Origin of the sequence: Bradyrhizobium sp. 147 (assembly GCF_023073935.1) — a bacterium.
In the GTDB taxonomy this organism is placed as follows: domain Bacteria; phylum Pseudomonadota; class Alphaproteobacteria; order Rhizobiales; family Xanthobacteraceae; genus Bradyrhizobium.
Genome location: NZ_JADPKL010000024.1, coordinates 199203 through 217181 on the forward strand (window position 1 = coordinate 199203; position 17979 = coordinate 217181).

At 64.1% G+C, this 17979-nt stretch carries 18 protein-coding genes; 11 read left to right on the top strand and 7 right to left on the bottom strand.

Annotated elements, in window-relative coordinates; genetic code table 11:
- The first annotated feature begins 146 nt into the window (after nt 1-146).
- The 3 genes from ribB (at nt 147) to IVA87_RS06530 (ending at nt 3725) form a co-directional block, all read left to right on the top strand.
- Nucleotides 147-1223 (top strand): 3,4-dihydroxy-2-butanone-4-phosphate synthase, encoded by a 1077-nt coding sequence (ribB, locus tag IVA87_RS06520; protein ID WP_247303242.1) that lies wholly within the window; start codon nt 147-149, stop codon nt 1221-1223.
- Nucleotides 1224-1412: 189 nt separating this feature from the next.
- Nucleotides 1413-2627 carry an acyl-CoA dehydrogenase gene (locus tag IVA87_RS06525; protein WP_247303240.1) on the top strand — a complete coding sequence of 405 codons (1215 nt, stop codon included), beginning with the start codon at nt 1413-1415 and terminating at the stop codon, nt 2625-2627.
- Between the two features lie 180 nt (nt 2628-2807).
- Nucleotides 2808-3725 carry an MBL fold metallo-hydrolase gene (locus IVA87_RS06530; protein ID WP_247333036.1) on the top strand — a complete coding sequence of 306 codons (918 nt, stop codon included), beginning with the start codon at nt 2808-2810 and terminating at the stop codon, nt 3723-3725.
- A 71-nt stretch (nt 3726-3796) separates the two neighbouring features.
- Here the strand turns inward: IVA87_RS06530 and IVA87_RS06535 are convergent, their stop codons facing one another.
- Nucleotides 3797-4651: a DUF1499 domain-containing protein gene (locus tag IVA87_RS06535; RefSeq protein ID WP_247303236.1), complete on the bottom strand. Its 855-nt coding sequence runs from the start codon at nt 4649-4651 to the stop codon at nt 3797-3799.
- 204 nt (nt 4652-4855) lie between these two features.
- Nucleotides 4856-6484 (bottom strand): fatty-acid--CoA ligase, encoded by a 1629-nt coding sequence (locus tag IVA87_RS06540; RefSeq protein ID WP_247303235.1) that lies wholly within the window; start codon nt 6482-6484, stop codon nt 4856-4858.
- Between the two features lie 65 nt (nt 6485-6549).
- On the opposite strand from IVA87_RS06540, the gene IVA87_RS06545 reads away from it, so the two are divergent.
- Nucleotides 6550-7770, top strand: coding sequence for an extensin family protein (locus IVA87_RS06545; RefSeq protein ID WP_247333037.1), 1221 nt, complete (start codon nt 6550-6552; stop codon nt 7768-7770).
- Here the strand turns inward: IVA87_RS06545 and IVA87_RS06550 are convergent.
- Nucleotides 7661-8347, bottom strand: coding sequence for a L,D-transpeptidase (locus IVA87_RS06550; protein WP_247303231.1), 687 nt, complete (start codon nt 8345-8347; stop codon nt 7661-7663). The genes IVA87_RS06545 and IVA87_RS06550 overlap by 110 nt on opposite strands.
- Nucleotides 8348-8688: 341 nt before the next feature.
- On the opposite strand from IVA87_RS06550, the gene IVA87_RS06555 reads away from it, so the two are divergent.
- Both IVA87_RS06555 and IVA87_RS06560 read left to right on the top strand, forming a co-directional pair.
- Nucleotides 8689-9666 (top strand): magnesium transporter CorA family protein, encoded by a 978-nt coding sequence (locus tag IVA87_RS06555; RefSeq protein ID WP_247333038.1) that lies wholly within the window; start codon nt 8689-8691, stop codon nt 9664-9666.
- Between the two features lie 290 nt (nt 9667-9956).
- Nucleotides 9957-10175: a hypothetical protein gene (locus IVA87_RS06560; RefSeq protein WP_247279174.1), complete on the top strand. Its 219-nt coding sequence runs from the start codon at nt 9957-9959 to the stop codon at nt 10173-10175.
- 96 nt (nt 10176-10271) lie between these two features.
- Here IVA87_RS06560 and IVA87_RS06565 read toward each other — a convergent pair whose 3' ends face one another.
- Together IVA87_RS06565 and pdxH are read right to left on the bottom strand one after the other, a co-directional pair.
- The gene (locus tag IVA87_RS06565) at nt 10272-11024 is read right to left on the bottom strand and encodes an SDR family oxidoreductase (protein WP_247303227.1); all 753 of its coding nucleotides are present in this window, start codon (nt 11022-11024) and stop codon (nt 10272-10274) included.
- A 35-nt stretch (nt 11025-11059) separates the two neighbouring features.
- Nucleotides 11060-11701, bottom strand: coding sequence for a pyridoxamine 5'-phosphate oxidase (gene pdxH / locus IVA87_RS06570; protein ID WP_247333039.1), 642 nt, complete (start codon nt 11699-11701; stop codon nt 11060-11062).
- A 113-nt stretch (nt 11702-11814) separates the two neighbouring features.
- Between pdxH and IVA87_RS06575 the strand changes: the two genes are divergently transcribed.
- A complete protein-coding gene (locus IVA87_RS06575) occupies nt 11815-12222 on the top strand; it encodes an RT0821/Lpp0805 family surface protein (RefSeq protein WP_247303223.1) in 408 nt (135 codons plus the stop codon).
- Nucleotides 12223-12408: 186 nt separating this feature from the next.
- Complete coding sequence (locus tag IVA87_RS06580) at nt 12409-13371, top strand: J domain-containing protein (RefSeq protein WP_247303222.1); 963 nt, start codon at nt 12409-12411, stop codon at nt 13369-13371.
- Nucleotides 13372-13749: 378 nt separating this feature from the next.
- On the opposite strand, the gene IVA87_RS06585 is transcribed toward IVA87_RS06580, so the two are convergent.
- Nucleotides 13750-14520 carry an anti-sigma factor gene (locus tag IVA87_RS06585; protein ID WP_247333042.1) on the bottom strand — a complete coding sequence of 257 codons (771 nt, stop codon included), beginning with the start codon at nt 14518-14520 and terminating at the stop codon, nt 13750-13752.
- Between the two features lie 103 nt (nt 14521-14623).
- Nucleotides 14624-15112 (bottom strand): RNA polymerase sigma factor, encoded by a 489-nt coding sequence (locus IVA87_RS06590; protein WP_247303220.1) that lies wholly within the window; start codon nt 15110-15112, stop codon nt 14624-14626.
- Between the two features lie 170 nt (nt 15113-15282).
- Between IVA87_RS06590 and fabI the strand changes: the two genes are divergently transcribed.
- From fabI to aroC, 3 genes are all read left to right on the top strand, one after another.
- On the top strand, nt 15283-16098 hold the full coding sequence (fabI, locus tag IVA87_RS06595) for an enoyl-ACP reductase FabI (protein ID WP_247303219.1): 816 nt from the start codon (nt 15283-15285) through the stop codon (nt 16096-16098).
- 12 nt (nt 16099-16110) lie between these two features.
- The gene (locus IVA87_RS06600; protein WP_247303218.1) at nt 16111-16710 is read left to right on the top strand and encodes a histidine phosphatase family protein; all 600 of its coding nucleotides are present in this window, start codon (nt 16111-16113) and stop codon (nt 16708-16710) included.
- 176 nt (nt 16711-16886) lie between these two features.
- Nucleotides 16887-17975 (top strand): chorismate synthase, encoded by a 1089-nt coding sequence (aroC, locus tag IVA87_RS06605; protein WP_247303217.1) that lies wholly within the window; start codon nt 16887-16889, stop codon nt 17973-17975.
- Nucleotides 17976-17979: the final 4 nt, after the last annotated feature.

The window sequence follows — 17979 nt, forward strand, 5'->3', positions numbered from 1 at the left end:
CGCCGCCTATATCCTTGATATCTTCGCTGCAAGCCTGAATGACCCTGGCAGGCCTGCCGCCTGGCATATGTGGTTGCGCTGGGGAGACTAGCGCCCCGGCCCAAGTCCGGCTAAGCCTCCCGGCTATAACCGATAGAGATTGGGAAATGCCCGATAGCGTCCAGGAAGTCTTGCAGGCCTTTGCCCGAGGCGAGCTCGTCGTCGTCACCGATGATGAGGATCGCGAGGGCGAGGGCGATCTGATCGTCGCCGCCTCGCTCTGCACCGCCGAGAAGATGGCGTTCATCATCCGCCATACCTCCGGCATCGTCTGCGCGCCCGTGACCACCGAGGACGCGCGCCGTCTGCGGCTCGATCCGATGGTCGCCCACAACGATTCGGCGCACACCACCGCGTTCACGGTCTCAATCGACTACAAGCCCGATGGCGGCACCGGCATCTCGGCCGAGGAACGTGCCTCGTGCTGTCGCGCGCTGGCCAATCCCAATGTCGGCGCTAACGACTTCGCCCGGCCTGGCCACATCTTCCCGCTGATTGCCAAGGACGGCGGCGTGCTGCTGCGCTCCGGCCACACTGAAGCCGCGGTTGACCTCTGCAAGCTCTCCGGCCTGCCGCCGGTGGGTGTCATCAGCGAGCTCATGAACGACGACGGCAGCGTGATGAAGGGTGAGCAAGTCGCCCGCTTCGCCGCCGAGCACAAGCTCAAGCACGTCACCATCGCGGATATGATCGCCTACCGCCAGGCGCGCGAGAAGCTGATCGAGCGGGTCTCGACCTTCATCACCGAGAGCCCGATCGGACCCTTGCAGGGCTATGCCTACCGCTCGCCGTTCGATTCCATCGCCCACGTCGCCTTCGTCTACAATGGCGTTGGCGACGGCAAGAACGTGCTGACGCGCTTCCACAAGCCGAACATCGTCAAGGACACTTTCACGGGCCATAAGCGCATGGCGGCGGTGCTCGAGCATTTCAAGAAATCCGGCCGTGGCGTGCTGGTCTACCTGCGCGACGGCGCAGCCGGTGTGCCCGTGGCGCCGCTGCCGGACGAGTCGTCCACGGAAGCTGACCGCAACCGCCAATGGCGTGAGGTCGGCGTCGGCGCGCAGATCCTGCGCGATCTCGGCGTCACTTCGATCCGGCACCTCACGTCCTCGGTGCACGACTACAAAGGCCTGTCGGGCTTCGGCATCGAGATCGTCGCCAACGAGCAGCTCGAAAGCTGACACGCAGTGTCATTCCGGGATTGCGCTGAAAGCGCCAGACGCCGAATCTCGATGTCGTAGAAGCGAGGAGATTCCGGGTTCGATGCTTCGCCTCGCATCGATCGAAACCAGGATGCAATTGCACTTGTTGCCGCGGCGCTCTAATTTGTCCGGCAATTTATGACGGAACCAGACGCGAAAGGACGTTTCATGAGCGTGCGCCCTCAGGCCAAGGACAAGCCGGCTGCGGCTTCATTCCAGTGGGACGATCCGTTCCTGCTCGACGAGCAACTCACCGAAGACGAGCGCATGGTGCGCGACACCGCTCGCGCCTATGCCCAGGACAAGCTGCTGCCACGCGTCTCCCAGGCCTATCTCGAAGAGAAGACGGACCGCGAGATCTTCAACGAAATGGGTGAACTCGGCCTGATCGGCATCACCTTGCCGGAGGAATATGGCTGCGCCAATGCGAGCTACGTCGCCTATGGCCTCGTCGCGCGCGAGATCGAGCGGGTCGATTCCGGCTATCGCTCGATGAACTCGGTGCAGTCCTCGCTGGTGATGTATCCGATCTACGCCTATGGCGACGAGAACCAGCGCAAGAAATACCTGCCGAAGCTCGCCAGCGGCGAGTGGGTCGGCTGCTTCGGCCTGACCGAGCCCGACGCCGGCTCCGACCCCGCCGGCATGAAGACCCGTGCCGAGAAGGTTTCGGACGGCTATCGCCTCACTGGCAGCAAGATGTGGATCTCGAACGCGCCGATCGCCGATGTGTTCGTGGTGTGGGCCAAGTCGGCGGCGCACGACAACCAGATCCGCGGCTTCGTGCTGGAGAAGGGCATGAAGGGTCTCTCCGCGCCGAAGATCGGGGGCAAGCTGTCGCTTCGCGCCTCAATTACCGGCGAGATCGTGATGGACGGCGTCGTGGTTCCCGAGGACGCCCTGCTGCCCAACGTCTCCGGCCTGAAGGGCCCGTTCGGCTGTCTCAACCGCGCCCGTTACGGTATCTCCTGGGGTGCGCTAGGGGCCGCTGAAGACTGCATGCACCGCGCCCGCCAGTACACGCTCGACCGCAAGCAGTTCGGCAAGCCGCTTGCCGCGACCCAGCTGGTGCAGAAGAAGCTCGCCGACATGGAGACCGAGATCGCGCTCGGCCTTCAGGGCTCGCTTCGCGTCGGCCGCCTGATGGACGAGGGCAAGTTCGCGCCCGAGATGATCTCGCTCATGAAGCGCAACAATTGCGGCAAGGCGCTCGACATCGCCCGCACCGCCCGCGACATGCACGGCGGCAACGGCATCTCGATCGAGTACCACGTGATGCGCCACGTCCAGAATCTCGAGACGGTCAACACCTACGAGGGCACCCACGACGTCCACGCCCTGATCCTGGGCCGCGCGATCACGGGCATTCAGGCTTTTTTCTAACCACGTCTTCGGTGGCCATTATCTTGCTCAGCTGTCATCGCCCGCCTTGTGCGCAGTTGCGCACTGGGGCGGGCGATCCAGTATTCCAGAGATCGCGCCTTTCGCCACAGACGCCGCGGCGTACTGGATACCCCCTTCGCGGGGTATGACGGCGAGGGTCGGCAGTGCACAGGAAGTCCCATGTCCGACAATGACGACGTCCCGTTCAACCGCAACTTTCCGCTAACGCCCGGAATCGTCGAGGAGGTCCGCCCCGGCGTGCGGCGCTTGCTCTGCAACAATCCGAGCCCGTTCACCTTCACCGGCACGGTCAGCTACATCGTGGGCAAGGGCAACGTCGCCATCATCGACCCCGGCCCGGACGACGAGGCGCATGCGGCGGCGCTGCTGGAGGCCGTGCGCGGCGAGACGGTGAGCCACATCTTCGTCACCCACACCCACCGCGATCACTCGCCGAACACCGCGCGGATCAAGCAGGTAACAAGCGCGCCCGTTTATGCCGAAGGCCCGCACCGTGCCTCGCGCCCACGCTTCGAGAGTGAGAAGCACAATCCGGAATCCGGCGCCGATCGCGATTTCACGCCCGATGTCAGGATCGCCCATGGCGACGTCATCGAAGGCGCCGGTTGGCGGCTCGAGGCGGTGGCGACGCCCGGCCACACCGCAAACCATCTCGCCTTTGCCTGGCCCGAGCGGAAATTCAACTTCGTCGGCGATCACGTCATGGGATGGTCGACATCGATCGTGGCGCCGCCCGACGGCTCGATGATCGACTATATGGACTCGCTGGACCGTCTCGCGTCCCGCGAGGAGGATCTCTACTTCTCCGGCCACGGCCCGGAGATTCCGGACGGCCCGCGCTTCGTGCGCTTCCTGATCCGTCATCGCAAGGCGCGCGAGGCCTCGATCCTGCATCGCCTCGCCAAGGGCGAGACTGACATCCCGACCATGGTGCGTGCGATCTATATCGGGATCGACCCCAGGCTGACGACCGCCGCCGGCTACTCCGTGCTGGCGCACCTGGAGGACCTGGTCGCGCGGGGCGTGGTTGCGACGGACGGCGATCCCGTGATCGGCGGCACGTACCGGATGGCCTGAGGGCGAATAGCGAATGGGGAATGGCGAATGGACGGCTCCATTCGCTATTCGCTATTCCCCATTCGCCAATTTCACTTCTTCACCGTCTTCGCCGGCGTCTTTGGCGGCGCGACCGGGGCCTTCTTCACCGGCTTGAGCGCATCGGCATCGGCGGCGGTGTTGAGATCATCAATGAATTTCTTGACGCGGGCAGCGTTACTGCCGAGGTCGCTCTCGAAATAACGCGAGGCAGAGCGGATATCGACACGCGAATCATCGCCATCAGGCACGATCCGTATCGAGACGTCCTCGCGGAACCCCATGATCGGCGTGCGCGCGACTGCCTCGATGCGGCCGATACGGCGCGGCGGCTGCGGCGCGCGCTCGTCGATGACGAGCCATTTGCGCTTATTGACGAGCTGACGCGCGATCGCATAGGCGCGGTCCACCGGGATCTCCAGCTCGATCGGCTCGATGTCGGGATAAAACTGGCGTTGCTGCTCAGCCGAATAGAGGCCGGCATAGACCGCGGTGTTGGTGCCATCGCCGGTGCGTACGGGCGCCAGCGCGTCGAAGCGCGGCGGGTCGATTGGGTTGGTGGTGATGTCGTGGATCGCCGGCAGCTTGCGGTATTGCAGGCCAAGATAGGCCGGATAGGCGAGGATCGCGCCGTCGATCAGGAAAGCGAGCAGGATGCGCCCCATGCCGCGCGAGCCGTTCTGCCAGATCGCGGCAAAGCCGGCGAGCCCGAACAGGATCGAGAGGACGGCGATCGCGAGCCCGCCGAAGAAGGCCATCAGCGCGGGCTTCATCTCCAGGAAGTCGAAGCGGACGATGATGATCGAGACCACCACCGCCACCACCGCGAACACGGCCAGATTACGCGCCCAGCTTGCGAGGCTGGACACGGGCTCCGACTGATAGGGAGCGGAAAACCTGCGGGCCATCGGGTGAGCTCTGCCGGGGTTCTGAAGGCGGTGCCGGCCAGATCTGGCGCGACGATGCGCCGTTGAGACCATGGCCCGGGGGCAAATTCAAGGGAGACCGGACTGTTACGGCCCGCCATTCCGGGGCGATGCGGAGCATCGAACCCGGAATCTCCAGATTCCGGATCGGCTCTTTGAGCCGCCCGGAATGACGCGCGTAATGTCCTACGCCGCCGCGTTCGGGAAGCGGTAATCCTTGAACTGGTCGCGCAACGCCGTCTTGAGGATCTTGCCCGTCGCGGTATGCGGGATGCCGTCGACGAAGGCGACGTCGTCGGGCATCCACCATTTGGCGATCTTGCCGTCCATGAACTTCAGGATGTCCTCGCGCGTGGCCTGCTGGCCCTGCTTGAGCTGCACGATCAGGAGCGGCCGCTCGTCCCATTTCGGGTGGAACACGCCGATCACTGCGGCTTCGGCCACGGCCGGATGGCCGACCGCGAGGTTTTCGAGCTCGATCGAGGAGATCCACTCGCCGCCGGACTTGATCACGTCCTTAGAGCGGTCGGTAATGCGCATGTAGCCGTCCTCGTCGATGGTCGAGACGTCGCCGGTGTCGAAGAAGCCGTCCTCGTCGAGGATGTTGGCGTCGACCCGGTAATAGGCCTTGGCAACGGCCGGGCCGGCGACCTTGAGGCGGCCGAAGGTCTTGCCGTCCCAGGGCAGTTCCTTGCCGGCATCGTCGGTGATCTTCATCTGCACCCCAAATGGCGCGTAGCCCTGCATCTGGAGCACGTCGAGCCGCGCCTCGCCGGTCGCGTTCTGGAACGGCGGCTTCAGCGCCGCGACGCTGCCGATCGGGCTCATCTCGGTCATGCCCCAGGCGTGGCGGACGTTCGAGCCCATGTCGAGGAAGGCCTTGATCATCGAGCGCGGCATCGCCGAGCCGCCGCAGATCACCATCTTCAGGTCCGGCAGCTTCAGGTTGTTGGCGCTCATGTGCTGGAGCAGCATCAGCCACACAGTAGGCACGCCGGCCGTGTGCGTCACCTTCTCGGTCGAGAGCAACTCGTAGACGGAGGCACCGTCGAGCTTGGCGCCGGGCATCACCAGCTTGGTGCCCTGCGAGGGCGCGGAGAAGGCGATGCCCCAGCTGTTGGCGTGGAACAGCGGCACGACCGGCAGCATCGTCTCGGAGGCGCTGGTGCCGAGCGCGTCGACATTGTTGGCCATCAGCGCGTGCAACACGTTGGAGCGATGCGAATACAGCACACCCTTTGGGTCGCCCGTCGTGCCCGACGTGTAGCACATCGCGGCTGCCGTGTTCTCGTCAAAGTCCTTCCATTTGAATTTGCCGTCGGCCTGCGCAATCCAGTCCTCGTAGGCGACCACATTCTTCAGCGTGGTTTCCGGCATATGCGCTTTGTCGGTGAGTACGACGTAGCGTTCCACGCTCGGAAGTTTGTCGGCGATCTTCTCCAGGATCGGAACGAAGGTGATGTCGGTCACCACGATGCGGTCCTGCGCATGGTTGATGATCCAGGCGATCTGCTCGGGGAAAAGGCGAGGATTGACGGTATGGCAGATGGCGCCGATTCCCATGATGCCGTACCACACCTCGAGATGGCGCCAGGTGTTCCAGGCGATCGTGGCGACGCGGGCACCGAGCTTGATGCCGTCGCGCTCCAGCATCTGCGAGACCTTGAGCGCGCGCTGATGGATTTGGGCGTAGTTGGTGCGATGGATCGGTCCTTCGACCGAGCGCGTCACCACCTCTTGCTTGCCATGAATCCTGGCAGCGTGTTCGATGATCCGGTGGCAGAGCAGGGGCCAATCTTGCATCAAACCGAGCATTCTGACGTTCCTCCGAGAAGTCGCTGGGCGCGTTATCGCTCTCAGCGTTGGGCCAAAGAATTGTCATGAGTTTTAGCCTGCCGGACTTTCGCCGCAAATGGTCTTGTCGCGGCTATATGTCCGCCGGCGCAGCAATGCTTACCGCTGCGATCGGGCTGTCGCTTGTGCTCGCCGAGGGGGCGGAGGCGCGGAAATCTCCTGCGCCGCTGGATATCTTCGGCCTTGGTACACCACGGCCGCGCGCAGCCGTTCGTCCCGCCAAGATTCCATTGCCGCGACCCCGCCCTGAGGAGGCCCCCAAGGCAGCGGACGAGGGGGCGTCGGACGCGGAAGACAAGGCCTCTGCCGACAAGCCAAGCGCTGACAAGCCCGCCGAAGCTGCGCCGTCGCCCGAGAAGCAGGTCTCGGCCTGCCGGCTAGCGCTGACCGAGGAGATCGCGATCGCGCCCTCCATTCCGGATATCCGCGGCCCCGGCGCCTGCCGCGGCGAGGATCTGGTGCGGTTGGAGGCCATCGTGCTGCCGGACAAGCGCAAGGTGGCGGTCAAACCGGCGGCGATCCTCCGTTGCACCATGGCATCGGCGGTCGCCGATTGGGTGCGCAAGGACATGGCGCCACTGGCCGCGAGCCTCGGCTCTGCCATCAGCGACCTCGACAATTTCGACAGCTTCGAGTGCCGCGGCCGTAACCGCGTCGTCGGCGCGATGCTGTCCGAGCACGGCAAGGCCAATGCGCTCGACGTCCGCGCGATCAAGCTCGCCAACGGGCAGTCGATCGGCCTCACCGACCGGACCATGTCGCGCGAGGTGCGCGAGCGCGTGCTGCAGTCCGTATGCGCGCGCTTTTCTACCGTGCTCGGTCCGGGCTCGGACTGGTACCACGAGGACCACATCCATCTCGATTTGGCGCAGCGGCGCAATGACTATCGGATCTGCCAGTGGAACGTCTGGGATCCCTTGCCGCAGGTCGCCCCGCTGCTGCCGGCGGAACGTCCCGAGGAGGCGCCGCCGCGCGAGGTCGCGGCCAAGCCCGAAGCGAACGAGGACGCGGGCGACGGGGCGGAGAAACCGCCCGCGGACAAACCGACCGCTACTGGCAGCAAAGCCCGGTCGCACAAGCCGGCAACAAAAAACGCCGGTGAAACCGGCGCTTTTGAATGTCAGAGATCGAAGCCGATCAGTAGCTGCCAGCCTGGCCAGTTTGGCTGCTGCCGAGCGCCAGCCGCGAATTATACGGCGAGTCGCCATGCTTCGGCTCGAGGACCACGACGATGGTGCCGACCTTGACGCGGTTGTAGAGATCGATCGCGTCCTCATTGGTCAGGCGGATGCAGCCCGACGAGATCGAGGCGCCGATATATTCCGGCTGGTTGGTGCCGTGGATGCGGAACAGCGTGTCCTTGCCGCCCGAATAGAGATACATGGCGCGGGAGCCCATCGGATTGTCCGGTCCCGGCGCGACATAGGTCGGCACGCCCAGGCGCGAAATCTCGCCGGGGGTCGGATGCCAGGCCGGCCACTCGGTCATGCTGCCGACCTTGGCGATGCCCGACCAAGCCATGGCTTCTTCACCGACGGTGATGCCGTAGCGGATCGCCTTGCCGCCCTCCAGCACGTAGTAGAGGTAGTGATTGTCGGAATCGACCACGATCGAGCCCGGCGATTCCTTACGGTGATACTCGACGATGGCGCGGCGGAACGGCTCTGCGACCGGAGTGTTCTCGTATTTGACCTTGGCCAGGAGTTCCTTGTCCTTCGGCTTGAAGGCCTTGGTGTCCGTCGCCTCGAAATGCGTAGCCTGCATGCAGCCCGACAGCATCAGGCCAGCGGCCAAAATCCCAAATTTAACTTTCAGCGACGACATGGTTTGGTTCCAATCAAAACAATACCGTGCGGAAGGCCCGAGCTTGGCGCCCAAATTCCTCGATTCCGCTAATCCCATTATGGTTGAAATCTGCCACAATTCCAGCACAGAAGCCCTTATCCCGCGCTGCAAGAGCCAAGCTGTGGCTTTTCTGCCGCAAGTTTTACGGTGCTGTGTGAGTTTTGCGGCAAAGGCGCCCGGGACTGTCGATTCCGTGCCACAGTTGAGCCGCGGCCCCGCCCCACATACCAACGCTCCGTTAATCCGACTGTCATCGTGAACTTGTCAGAATCGCGCTAAGGGCGTGGCTGTCATTCCGTCGCAGGTTCTCTGGAGTTGTCATGTTTTCGGTGTTTATTCCCTCCGAGGCCTCCCTCAAGAAGGCCGTCATCGAGGATCTCACTGCGCTGCCTGAGAGCGCGGTCTGGATCGACCTCGTCAACCCGAGTGCGGCCGAGGACAAGGCGGTGGAGCGGCTGGCGGGAATCGCGATCCCGACCCGCGAAGACATGCAGGAGATCGAGATCTCCAGCCGGCTCTATATCGAGAACGGCGCGCGCTACATGACCGCGACGCTGATGTGCCACTCCGATACCGATATGCCCCGGACCACGGCAGTGACCTTCATCCTCGGCGACCACCGCCTGGTGACGGTGCGGTATGACTTGCCAAAGCCGTTCGCCCTGGTCGAGGCCAAGCTCGCCCGCTCCTGCACGCCGGCGATCACCGGCGAGATGGTGCTGATGGAACTCCTGGACGCGGTGATCGACCGCTGCGCCGACATTCTGGAGCGCTGCGGCGCCGAGATCGACCAGGTCTCGCACGACATCTTCGAGCCCGAGAGCGAGCGCCACGGACAGGCCAAGCGATTTTCACAGATCCTGATCTCGATCGGCCGCAAGGGCGATCTGACCTCGAAGGTTCGCGAGAGCCTGGTGTCGATCGGCCGCGTCGTGACCTTCTTGTCCGCAGTGGTCGAAGGCGTGAAATGGTCGAAGGATATGCGCGAGCAGCTCAAGACCATGCAGCGCGACGTGGCCTCGCTGACCGATCACGCATCCTATCTCTCCAACAAGATCACTTTCGTGCTCGACGCCATGCTCGGCGTCGTCAATCTCGAGCAGAACAACATCATCAAGCTGTTCTCGGTCATGGCCGTCGTCCTGATGCCGCCGACGCTGATCGCCTCGATCTACGGCATGAATTTCAAGATCATGCCGGAACTCGAATGGGTCCACGGCTATCCGATGGCGCTGGTGATGATGTTGATCGCGGCGATCGTCCCGTACTGGATCTTCAAGTGGAAGAAGTGGCTGTAGGAGCATGATCCGACCCGGAGGGCCGCGTTAGCGCAAAATGTGCGGCGGTTTTCCCTCGCGACAAACGCGAACGCGTTTGCGCCGAGATCATGCTCAAGCAAAGATCCCTACCGAGACCTTACGCCAGTCGCACAGACATAGTCGATCGTGTCGCAGAATAGAGCGGGATTGAGGCGGTGCGGTGACCTGTGCTCTGTGCCCCAATTCCTCCGGTAAAATTTGAGCGGTGGGCTGAACGTTTGCGCGAAACTTGTCTGCGATAAGCAGCGTGTTAGCCGCGAGGAACAGCCATGGTTGAAAAACACATAACGACGCCCCGCAACGTTATCGATCTGGCGAACTATCGACAGGTCGTGACGAGCGGCAAGGCGCCGTCATTGTCGGCACGCATGTGCCGGCACTGTGGTGCTCCGCTGCTCGACGGCGAGAACGACGACGACTGCTCGACAGCATTCAACGCGGCCGCTCCACGGCCGCGCGAGAGGTCGCGTCGGATTCGACTCGATTGAGGAACGGAAGGAAGGGCGATCCAGGTCTTGCGGCGGCGTTGTCTGGATCGCCTTGCTTGCCTAAGCAGCTAACAGCCCAATCATCGGCAAAAGCAATCACACGTGCTGGCCGCCGTTGATGTGGATCTCGGCGCCGTTGACGTAGGAACTGGTGTCCGTGCACAGCACGTAGATGATCTTGGCAACCTCGTCAGGCGTGCCGAGCCGGTGCATCGGGATCTGCTGCTCGACGATCTTCTCGGTGCCGGGTGACAGGATCGAGGTGTCGATCTCGCCCGGCGCGATCGCGTTGACGCGCACGCCGATGCGGCCGAAGTCGGAAGCCATCTCGCGCGTCAGCGAGGCGAGCGCAGCCTTGGACGTCGCGTAGGCGGCGCCGGCGAAGGGATGGACGCGCGAGCCCGCGATCGAGGTGACGTTGACGACTGATCCTTTTGCCGCCTTCAGCTCTTCGATGAGTCCGCGCGCCATCCTGATCGGCGCGAAAAAGTTGACGTTGAAGACGTGCGTCCAGGTATCGAGGTCGGTGTCGACCGAACCGAGCCGCGCGCCGTCCGGGCCCTTCGGCGAGATCGCGGCGTTGTTCACCAGCGCATGCAGCGTGCCGCCCTCGAGCCGGCGCCGGATCTCGGTGATCGCGCGCGCGGTATCCTGGGGATCGCCGAGGTCGACCTGGATGTGGTCCTCGGGGCCTGCGTCCCACGGGCAGTCTTCCGGGAAAGGATGCCGTGAGCAGGTGATGACGCGCCAGCCGGCCGAGGAGAACCGGATCACGGTGGCGTGGCCGATGCCGCGGCTGGCTCCGGTCAGGAGCAGCGTACGACGCGGCACATTGGATGAATGCGGCATGGACATCTTTCAGGTCGGAAAGCTGGAGACAAGGCTCAAGGATACATCCGCGTCTTGGACCACGGTCGACCGGCCGCGTCACGGCGAAATTCGATGCGGTCGTGTAGGCGGAATGGGCGGTCGTGCCAAAACTCGATCCGCATCGGCGCGATGCGCCAGCCGCTCCAGCCCGGCGGCCGCGGCACCTCGCCGATGACGTATTTGGCCGCGACTTTTGCGATGGCCTGTTCGAACGCGAAGCGGCTCTCCAGCGGCTCGGACTGCTTGCTCGCCCAGGCGCCGATCTGCGCCTGCTTGGGGCGGGTGGCGAAATAGGCATCGGCCTCGGCGTCGGTCACCGGCGTCACGTTGCCGCGGATGCGGACCTGACGGCGCAGTGACTTCCAGTGGAAAAGTAATGCTGCCTTAGGATTTGCGGCGAGTTCGCGGCCCTTCTGGCTTGCGATGTGGCTGTAGAAGACGAAACCCTCGGTATCGAAGCCCTTCATCAGCACCATGCGCACGTCCGGAAGCCCGTCCGCGTCCACGGTCGCGAGCGCCATCGCGTTCGGATCGTTCGGCTCGCTCTTGATCGCCTCGTTCAGCCAGGCCTCGAACAGCGCAAATGGCTCGTCGGCGGTGGTGAAATCACCGGATGTTAAGGGTGTCTGGTGTTTCATCGAGGTCGTGTCGGTCATGTCTGGAGTCCGAATTGCGTCCCGCGGCCCAAAACGCGCTGTTGTCCGCTACGGCCCTATATAGGGCATGGCGACGCGTTGGCCTATCGACGATCCGACCGTCCGGCTTCGTCATGACGCTGATTCTGATCGGGCTTGGTGCCGGCGGCTGCAGCTTTTCGCGCAACGACAGCAGCGCCTATGCCAGGGCCGACGACAGCGACCTGACTGGATCGATCGCGCGGCCGGCGAAGGACGCCCCGCCGACCGAGACTGATCTCGCCTTCGCCCGCAACGCTGCCTCGGACGTCCTCAGCAAGGGCGACAAGGATTCGAGCCAGCACTGGGAGAACCCGGAGACCGGCGCGCGCGGCTCGGTCACCCCGATCGCGCAATCCTATGCCGCCGAAGACGGCCGCAAGTGCCGCGACTTTCTGGCAAGCTATGTCAACGGCAATACCGAAAGCTGGCTCCAGGGCGCCGGCTGCCAAAGCAGCCATGGCCGTTGGGAGATTCATACGCTAAAGCCGTGGCGGAGCTGAGCATGATCCGGACGCGAAGGGCCACCCTCGCGAATGTGGGAACCGGTCTTCCGCTAAGATCATGCTCGAACCATCTAGAGTCAGCACGCGCCCCTAGTTGCAAAAATGCCACTCTCTCCCCACATGACTGGCAGGTGGGGCAGGGAGCCCTTTGAACAATTCGATTTCTTGAAGGAGACGTGACGGATGCGCGACCCCTATGAGGTCTTGGGGGTGCCGCGGAGCGCCAGCGCTGCCGCCATCAAGAGCGCCTATCGCAAGCTTGCCAAGAGGCATCATCCCGACAACAACAAGGGTGACCCGAAGGCCGCCGAGCGCTTCGCCGAGATCAATTCGGCCAACGAGATTCTGGGCGACGAGGACAAGCGCAAGCAGTTCGACCGCGGCGAGATCGACGCCGAGGGCAAGCCGCGCTTCCAGGGCTTTCCGGGTGGCGGCGGGCCGCGCGGCCGCGCAGGGCCCGGCGGTTTCGAGAGCTATACATTCCGGAGCGGCGGTGCGGGTGGCGCCCCTGGCGGCGGTGCGTTCGAGGATATCCTCAACAGCATGTTCGGGGGTGGGATGCGTGGCGCGCGCCCTGGGGCTGGGGCGGCCCAGTTCGACTTCGACACCGGCGGGATCGGACTCGATCTCGACGTGAACGTTGCCATGTCCGTCTCGCTGGAAGAGGCGGTCAAGGGCGGCGAGAAGCGCGTCCGGCTGCCGACGGGCAAGGAGCTTAATGTCAAGATTCCGGCTGGCGTCACCGAAGGCCAGCAGATCCGGCTGCGGGGGCAGGGCGAAAGTGCGCAAGGCCATCCGCCCGGCGATCTCCTGATCACCATCAACATCGCGCCCCACCCCTACTTTAAGGTCGAAGGCGCCGACTTGCGCATCGATCTGCCGGTCACTCTGTACGAGGCGGTGCTCGGCGCCAAGGTCCGCGTGCCTACGCTCGGCAACGCCGTGGAGCTCTCGGTGCCGAAAAACACCTCCAGCGGTCGGACCTTCCGCCTCAAGGGCAAAGGGCTGCCGAAGGCGGGTGGAACCGGGGATCTCTTCGTGACAATCAGGATTATGCTACCGGACGGGAACGACGCTGAGCTTGAAGCATTGATGGAAAAGTGGCGGGACCAACACCGCTACAATCCACGGAGCGGACTCGGCTAACGCACGATCCGGAAAACGGCGCAGCGGTTTTTTGAAAAGGTTATGCGCGAACGACAGGGCGCTATCCGAGCCCGCCTCGACGATCGGAGCATTCTCTTCCCGAAAGGATGATGCTCAACCCACGCCTGAAGCGTAGTCGCGCTTCGACGCAGATGTTTGAGACGTGTCAGCTGTCCGGCGGGGCAGCCGACAAAAAGGTGCGGCCTCGAGAGGGGGACCAGCGCGGTACCAAAAACCCCAATCGAGGCCGCCCGCGTCGATCGGCGGATCGAACGCTGCGCATTTTCGCGTGATCATCCGGTGCGATAATGAGACGCGCCGATGTCGTGATTCCAAATTTTCAATGACGGAATCGAGGCACGCGTTTGCTCGGGTTGTCTACCTCCCGTTCTTCTCGGCTTGGTCGTACACGGCCTGGGCCACCTTGGTCAGCCGGTCACGATCGGTACCGCCGCTGACGACGTAGCCAACTCCACGTTCGGCCCAGAACAGCGCACCGTCCTTATCCGTCTTGGCATAGCGCATCTGTGTCGCGCCGTTCTCGGTCTTGGCGGCGTAGATCGTGTACCGCTCGCCGGAGGCGCCTTCATACATCAGGAACGACGCCGGACCGTTCGGGCCCGGCAAGAGCCGGCCGCCGACGAGCTTCAGCCCGCTCGCCTCCAGGTTCGGAGCGAACACAGTCCAGCCGCAGCGCCGTGTCAGCCAAGCCTGCAGGTGGTCACGCTCGTTGCCGCCGACCTCGACAGGGTGGCGGACCTCGACGACGTAGAGGCGGTGGGCGTCGAGCGCGTCGGCCGTGAAGCTCTGGAAGGTCGAGGGCGCGTTGGCGGCGCCATGCGCCACCCACCCGGCTGTGCCGCCGGCAACGAAGGCAACCAGCACAGCCGCGGCGGCGCCATAGAGCCATTGCCGCGGGCGGCGCTCCAGCCGCTCAAGCTCCAGCCGTGCCGGCACCGGCTCGTGGGCGATGGAATCGTAGCGGGCGTGCAGCATCTCGGTCATGGCGCGCCACGACTGCACACGCTCGGCCTCGCCAGGGTTGGCGGCAAGCCAGGCCTCGACATCGGCGCGACGTTCGGCCGGCAGCTCGCCGTCGACATAGGCGTGCAGCTCGTCTTCGGTCACCGGGATCTTGCGATCGTTCATATCGGTTGTCTCTGGCTCTGGGGCCCAAAATGTTCTTCGTGGCTCAATGTCGCTCGCTCCATCGGCATGTGGGCGGACAACACGCGATGCATCAACTCTGCCATCATTTCACCCGCCTGAGCGCCGGGCGCTCGCCGTTCAGCGAGGCTTTGACGTGGGCGCGGGCGCGCGCCAGGCGCGACATCACGGTGCCGATCGGCACGCCCTGAATGTCGGCGACCTCGCGATAGCTCATGCCCTCCAGCATCACCAGCAGCAGCACCGAACGCTGCTCCTCGACGAGGGTGGCCAGCGCCTTCTCGATATCGCGTCCTTCGGCCTCGGTCCCGCTGGCGTCCGGATTGTTTTCGGTCAGCGGCATCAATTGCGGCCGCCTCGCCAGTGAGCGCCGCCGGTTCTTGTTGAGGTTGGTCAGGATCGTGTAGAGCCAGCTCCTGACGTCGCCTCCGAGGAACAGGCGCTCGGAGCGCAGCGCGCGCACCAACGTATCCTGCACCAGATCGTCGGCCGCATCCCCATCGCGCGTGAGCGCGCGGGCATAGCGGCGCAACGCCGGGATCATGGCTTCCACACTCTGGCGAAACGCATTCATTGCGGTTTTCACGTCCCAGTGTCCGGCGCGAGCGCCTCAACGATCATAACACCCGAATGAAACGGCTATTCCGGCGCTCGAAACAGCGTTAACGCCGTGCATTAGGACTGTACCGCGAAGGAGGGCTGGTGTACCTCCAGACCTTAACCCGCTCGATGGGACGTTGAGAAATGGCGCAGAATTCAGGTCTGATGCAGGGCAAACGGGGCGTGATCCTCGGTGTTGCCAACAACCGCTCGATCGCCTGGGGCATCGCCAAGGCATGCCGCGCGGCCGGTGCCGAGCTCGCCTTCACCTATCAGGGCGATGCGCTGAAGAAGCGCGTCGAGCCGCTCGCCGCGGAGGTCGGCGGTCTCGTGCTCGGCCATTGCGACGTCACCGACGCTGCCACCATCGACGCCGCCTTCGCGGTGCTGAAGGAGAAATGGGGCAAGATCGACTTCCTGGTGCACGCGATCGCCTATGGCGAGCAGCTCGACGGTCGCTACGTCGACACCACGCAGGAGAATTTTTCGAAGTCGATGCTGATCTCCTGCTACTCGTTCACCGCGGTGGCGCAGCGCGCCGAGAAGCTGATGACGGACGGCGGCTCGCTCATCACGCTCAGCTATTACGGTGCCGAGAAATGGATGCCGCATTACAACGTCATGGGCGTGGCCAAGGCCGCGCTGGAAGCCAGCGTGCGCTATCTCGCCGCCGATCTCGGCGAGAAAAACATCCGCGTCAACGCGATCTCGGCAGGTCCCATCAAGACGCTCGCCGCGTCCGGCATCGGCGATTTCCGCTATATCCTGAAGTGGAACGAGTACAACGCGCCGATGCGGCGCAACGTTTCGACCGAAGACGTCGGTGGCAGCGCGCTGTATTTCCTCTCCGACTTGTCGCGCGGCGTGACCGGCGAGGTTCACCACGTCGATTCCGGCTATCACGTGCTCGGCATGAAGCGCCCGGACGCGCCTGATATCTCGCTGGGTGGCAAGGACTAACTTTCAGCGGCAATGCCCGTGCCTACGATCTACTTTCTGCGCCACGGCGAGACCGAGTGGAACGCGCTCGGGCGGCTTCAGGGCACCCAGGACATCCCGCTGAACGCACGTGGCCGCAGCCAGGCCGCGCACGCGGCTGACGTTCTGGCCGATCTGTTCAGGCGCGACGGCAAGGACAAGGCGGCGCTGCCCTACGTCTCGAGCCCGCTCGGGCGTGCGCGCCAGACCATGGAACTGGTCCGCCGCAAGCTTGAATTGCCGCTTGCCGATTACTCGCTCGACGACCGCCTGCGGGAGATCGGCTACGGCACGTGGGAGGGGCTGACATTGGCCGAAAGCGAGGCCTCCGATCCTGATGTCTATGCAAGGCGCCTCGCCGACAAATGGACGGTCGCGCCCGCTGGCGGCGAGACCTATGCGGCCGTACAGCTGCGCGTCCTCGATTGGTACGAGTCGCTTCTGGTCGATACCGTCGCGGTCGCCCATGGCGGCACCTGCCGGGCCCTGATGGTGGCTTTGGGCATCGAGACCCCCGCCAGCGCCGCCGACCTCTATATCCAGCAGGGCGCCGTCTACGTGTTCCGCGACGGCCGGCTGGAGAAGTTTTATTAGGCGAGATTTCGTCATCCCGGGGCGCCCGAAGGGCGAACCGGGAATCTCGAGATTCCGGGTTCGATGCTCTGCATCGCCCCGGAGTGACGGAACTAGGCTTGAATGCCGTGGCCCTCGGGGCTACGACGTTGACATACAACGTTTATGTAAAAAGTAAGCACAGGCGACAGCCAAGCATGTCCTTCAACACCTTCGGCCACATGTTCCGTGTCACCACCTTCGGCGAGAGCCACGGAGTGGCGATCGGCTGCGTGGTCGACGGCTGTCCTCCCATGATCCCGCTCAGCGAGAGCGACATCCAGGGCGACCTCGACCGCCGCCGGCCGGGCCAGTCGCGCTTCACCACCCAGCGCCAGGAGCCGGACCAGGTGAAGATCCTGTCCGGCGTGATGGCGCATCCGGAGACCGGCGTGCAGGTAACGACGGGCACCCCGATCGGGCTCCTGATCGAGAACACCGACCAGCGCTCGAAGGACTATTCCGAGATCAAGGACAAGTTTCGGCCTGGTCATGCCGACTTCACCTATGAGGCGAAGTACGGCCTGCGCGACTATCGCGGCGGCGGGCGCTCCTCGGCGCGCGAGACCGCGACGCGCGTTGCCGCCGGTGCGATCGCGCGAAAAGTGCTGCCCGACGTCAAGGTGCGCGGCGCGCTGGTGCAGATGGGCCCGCACAAGATCGACCGCACCAAATGGGACTGGGACGAGATCGGGAAAAATCCGTTCTTCTGTCCCGACAAGGACAAGGCCGCCTTCTTCGAGACCTATCTCGACGGCATCCGCAAGAGCGGCTCCTCGATCGGCGCGGTGATCGAGGTTGTCGCCGAAGGCGTGCCGGCAGGCCTTGGCGCGCCGATCTATGCCAAGCTCGACTCCGATCTGGCCGCCGCGATGATGACCATCAACGCCGTGAAGGGCGTCGAGATCGGCGCCGGCTTTGGCGCGGCCGAATTGACCGGCGAGGAGAACGCCGACGAGATGCGCACCGGCAACGACGGCACGCGCTTTCTCTCCAACCATGCCGGCGGCGTTCTGGGCGGCATCTCCACCGGACAGCCGGTGGTGGTGCGCTTCGCAGTGAAGCCGACCTCGTCGATCCTGCAGCCGCGCCTCACCGTCGACCGCAAGGGCACTGATACCGAGATCTTCACCAAGGGCCGCCACGACCCCTGCGTCGGCATCCGTGCCGTCCCCGTCGGTGAGGCCATGATGGCCTGCGTGCTGGCCGACCACTTTTTGCGCGATCGCGGCCAAGTCGGACGCTAGTTTT

Bases quoted from the DNA above. Each gene is read 5' to 3' on its own strand.
- IVA87_RS06535 (WP_247303236.1), bottom strand. From the start codon at position 4,651: ATGGCCCGCAGGTTTTCCGCTCCCTATCAGTCGGAGCCCGTGTCCAGC.
- IVA87_RS06530 (WP_247333036.1), top strand. From the start codon at position 2,808: ATGTCCGACAATGACGACGTCCCGTTCAACCGCAACTTTCCGCTAACG.
- IVA87_RS06590 (WP_247303220.1), bottom strand. From the start codon at position 15,112: ATGAATGCGTTTCGCCAGAGTGTGGAAGCCATGATCCCGGCGTTGCGC.
- IVA87_RS06550 (WP_247303231.1), bottom strand. From the start codon at position 8,347: ATGTCGTCGCTGAAAGTTAAATTTGGGATTTTGGCCGCTGGCCTGATG.
- IVA87_RS06560 (WP_247279174.1), top strand. From the start codon at position 9,957: ATGGTTGAAAAACACATAACGACGCCCCGCAACGTTATCGATCTGGCG.
- IVA87_RS06555 (WP_247333038.1), top strand. From the start codon at position 8,689: ATGTTTTCGGTGTTTATTCCCTCCGAGGCCTCCCTCAAGAAGGCCGTC.
- pdxH (WP_247333039.1), bottom strand. From the start codon at position 11,701: ATGACCGACACGACCTCGATGAAACACCAGACACCCTTAACATCCGGT.
- IVA87_RS06575 (WP_247303223.1), top strand. From the start codon at position 11,815: ATGACGCTGATTCTGATCGGGCTTGGTGCCGGCGGCTGCAGCTTTTCG.
- IVA87_RS06565 (WP_247303227.1), bottom strand. From the start codon at position 11,024: ATGCCGCATTCATCCAATGTGCCGCGTCGTACGCTGCTCCTGACCGGA.
- IVA87_RS06580 (WP_247303222.1), top strand. From the start codon at position 12,409: ATGCGCGACCCCTATGAGGTCTTGGGGGTGCCGCGGAGCGCCAGCGCT.
- IVA87_RS06545 (WP_247333037.1), top strand. From the start codon at position 6,550: ATGAGTTTTAGCCTGCCGGACTTTCGCCGCAAATGGTCTTGTCGCGGC.
- aroC (WP_247303217.1), top strand. From the start codon at position 16,887: ATGTCCTTCAACACCTTCGGCCACATGTTCCGTGTCACCACCTTCGGC.
- IVA87_RS06585 (WP_247333042.1), bottom strand. From the start codon at position 14,520: ATGAACGATCGCAAGATCCCGGTGACCGAAGACGAGCTGCACGCCTAT.
- IVA87_RS06525 (WP_247303240.1), top strand. From the start codon at position 1,413: ATGAGCGTGCGCCCTCAGGCCAAGGACAAGCCGGCTGCGGCTTCATTC.
- IVA87_RS06600 (WP_247303218.1), top strand. From the start codon at position 16,111: ATGCCCGTGCCTACGATCTACTTTCTGCGCCACGGCGAGACCGAGTGG.
- ribB (WP_247303242.1), top strand. From the start codon at position 147: ATGCCCGATAGCGTCCAGGAAGTCTTGCAGGCCTTTGCCCGAGGCGAG.
- IVA87_RS06540 (WP_247303235.1), bottom strand. From the start codon at position 6,484: ATGCTCGGTTTGATGCAAGATTGGCCCCTGCTCTGCCACCGGATCATC.
- fabI (WP_247303219.1), top strand. From the start codon at position 15,283: ATGGCGCAGAATTCAGGTCTGATGCAGGGCAAACGGGGCGTGATCCTC.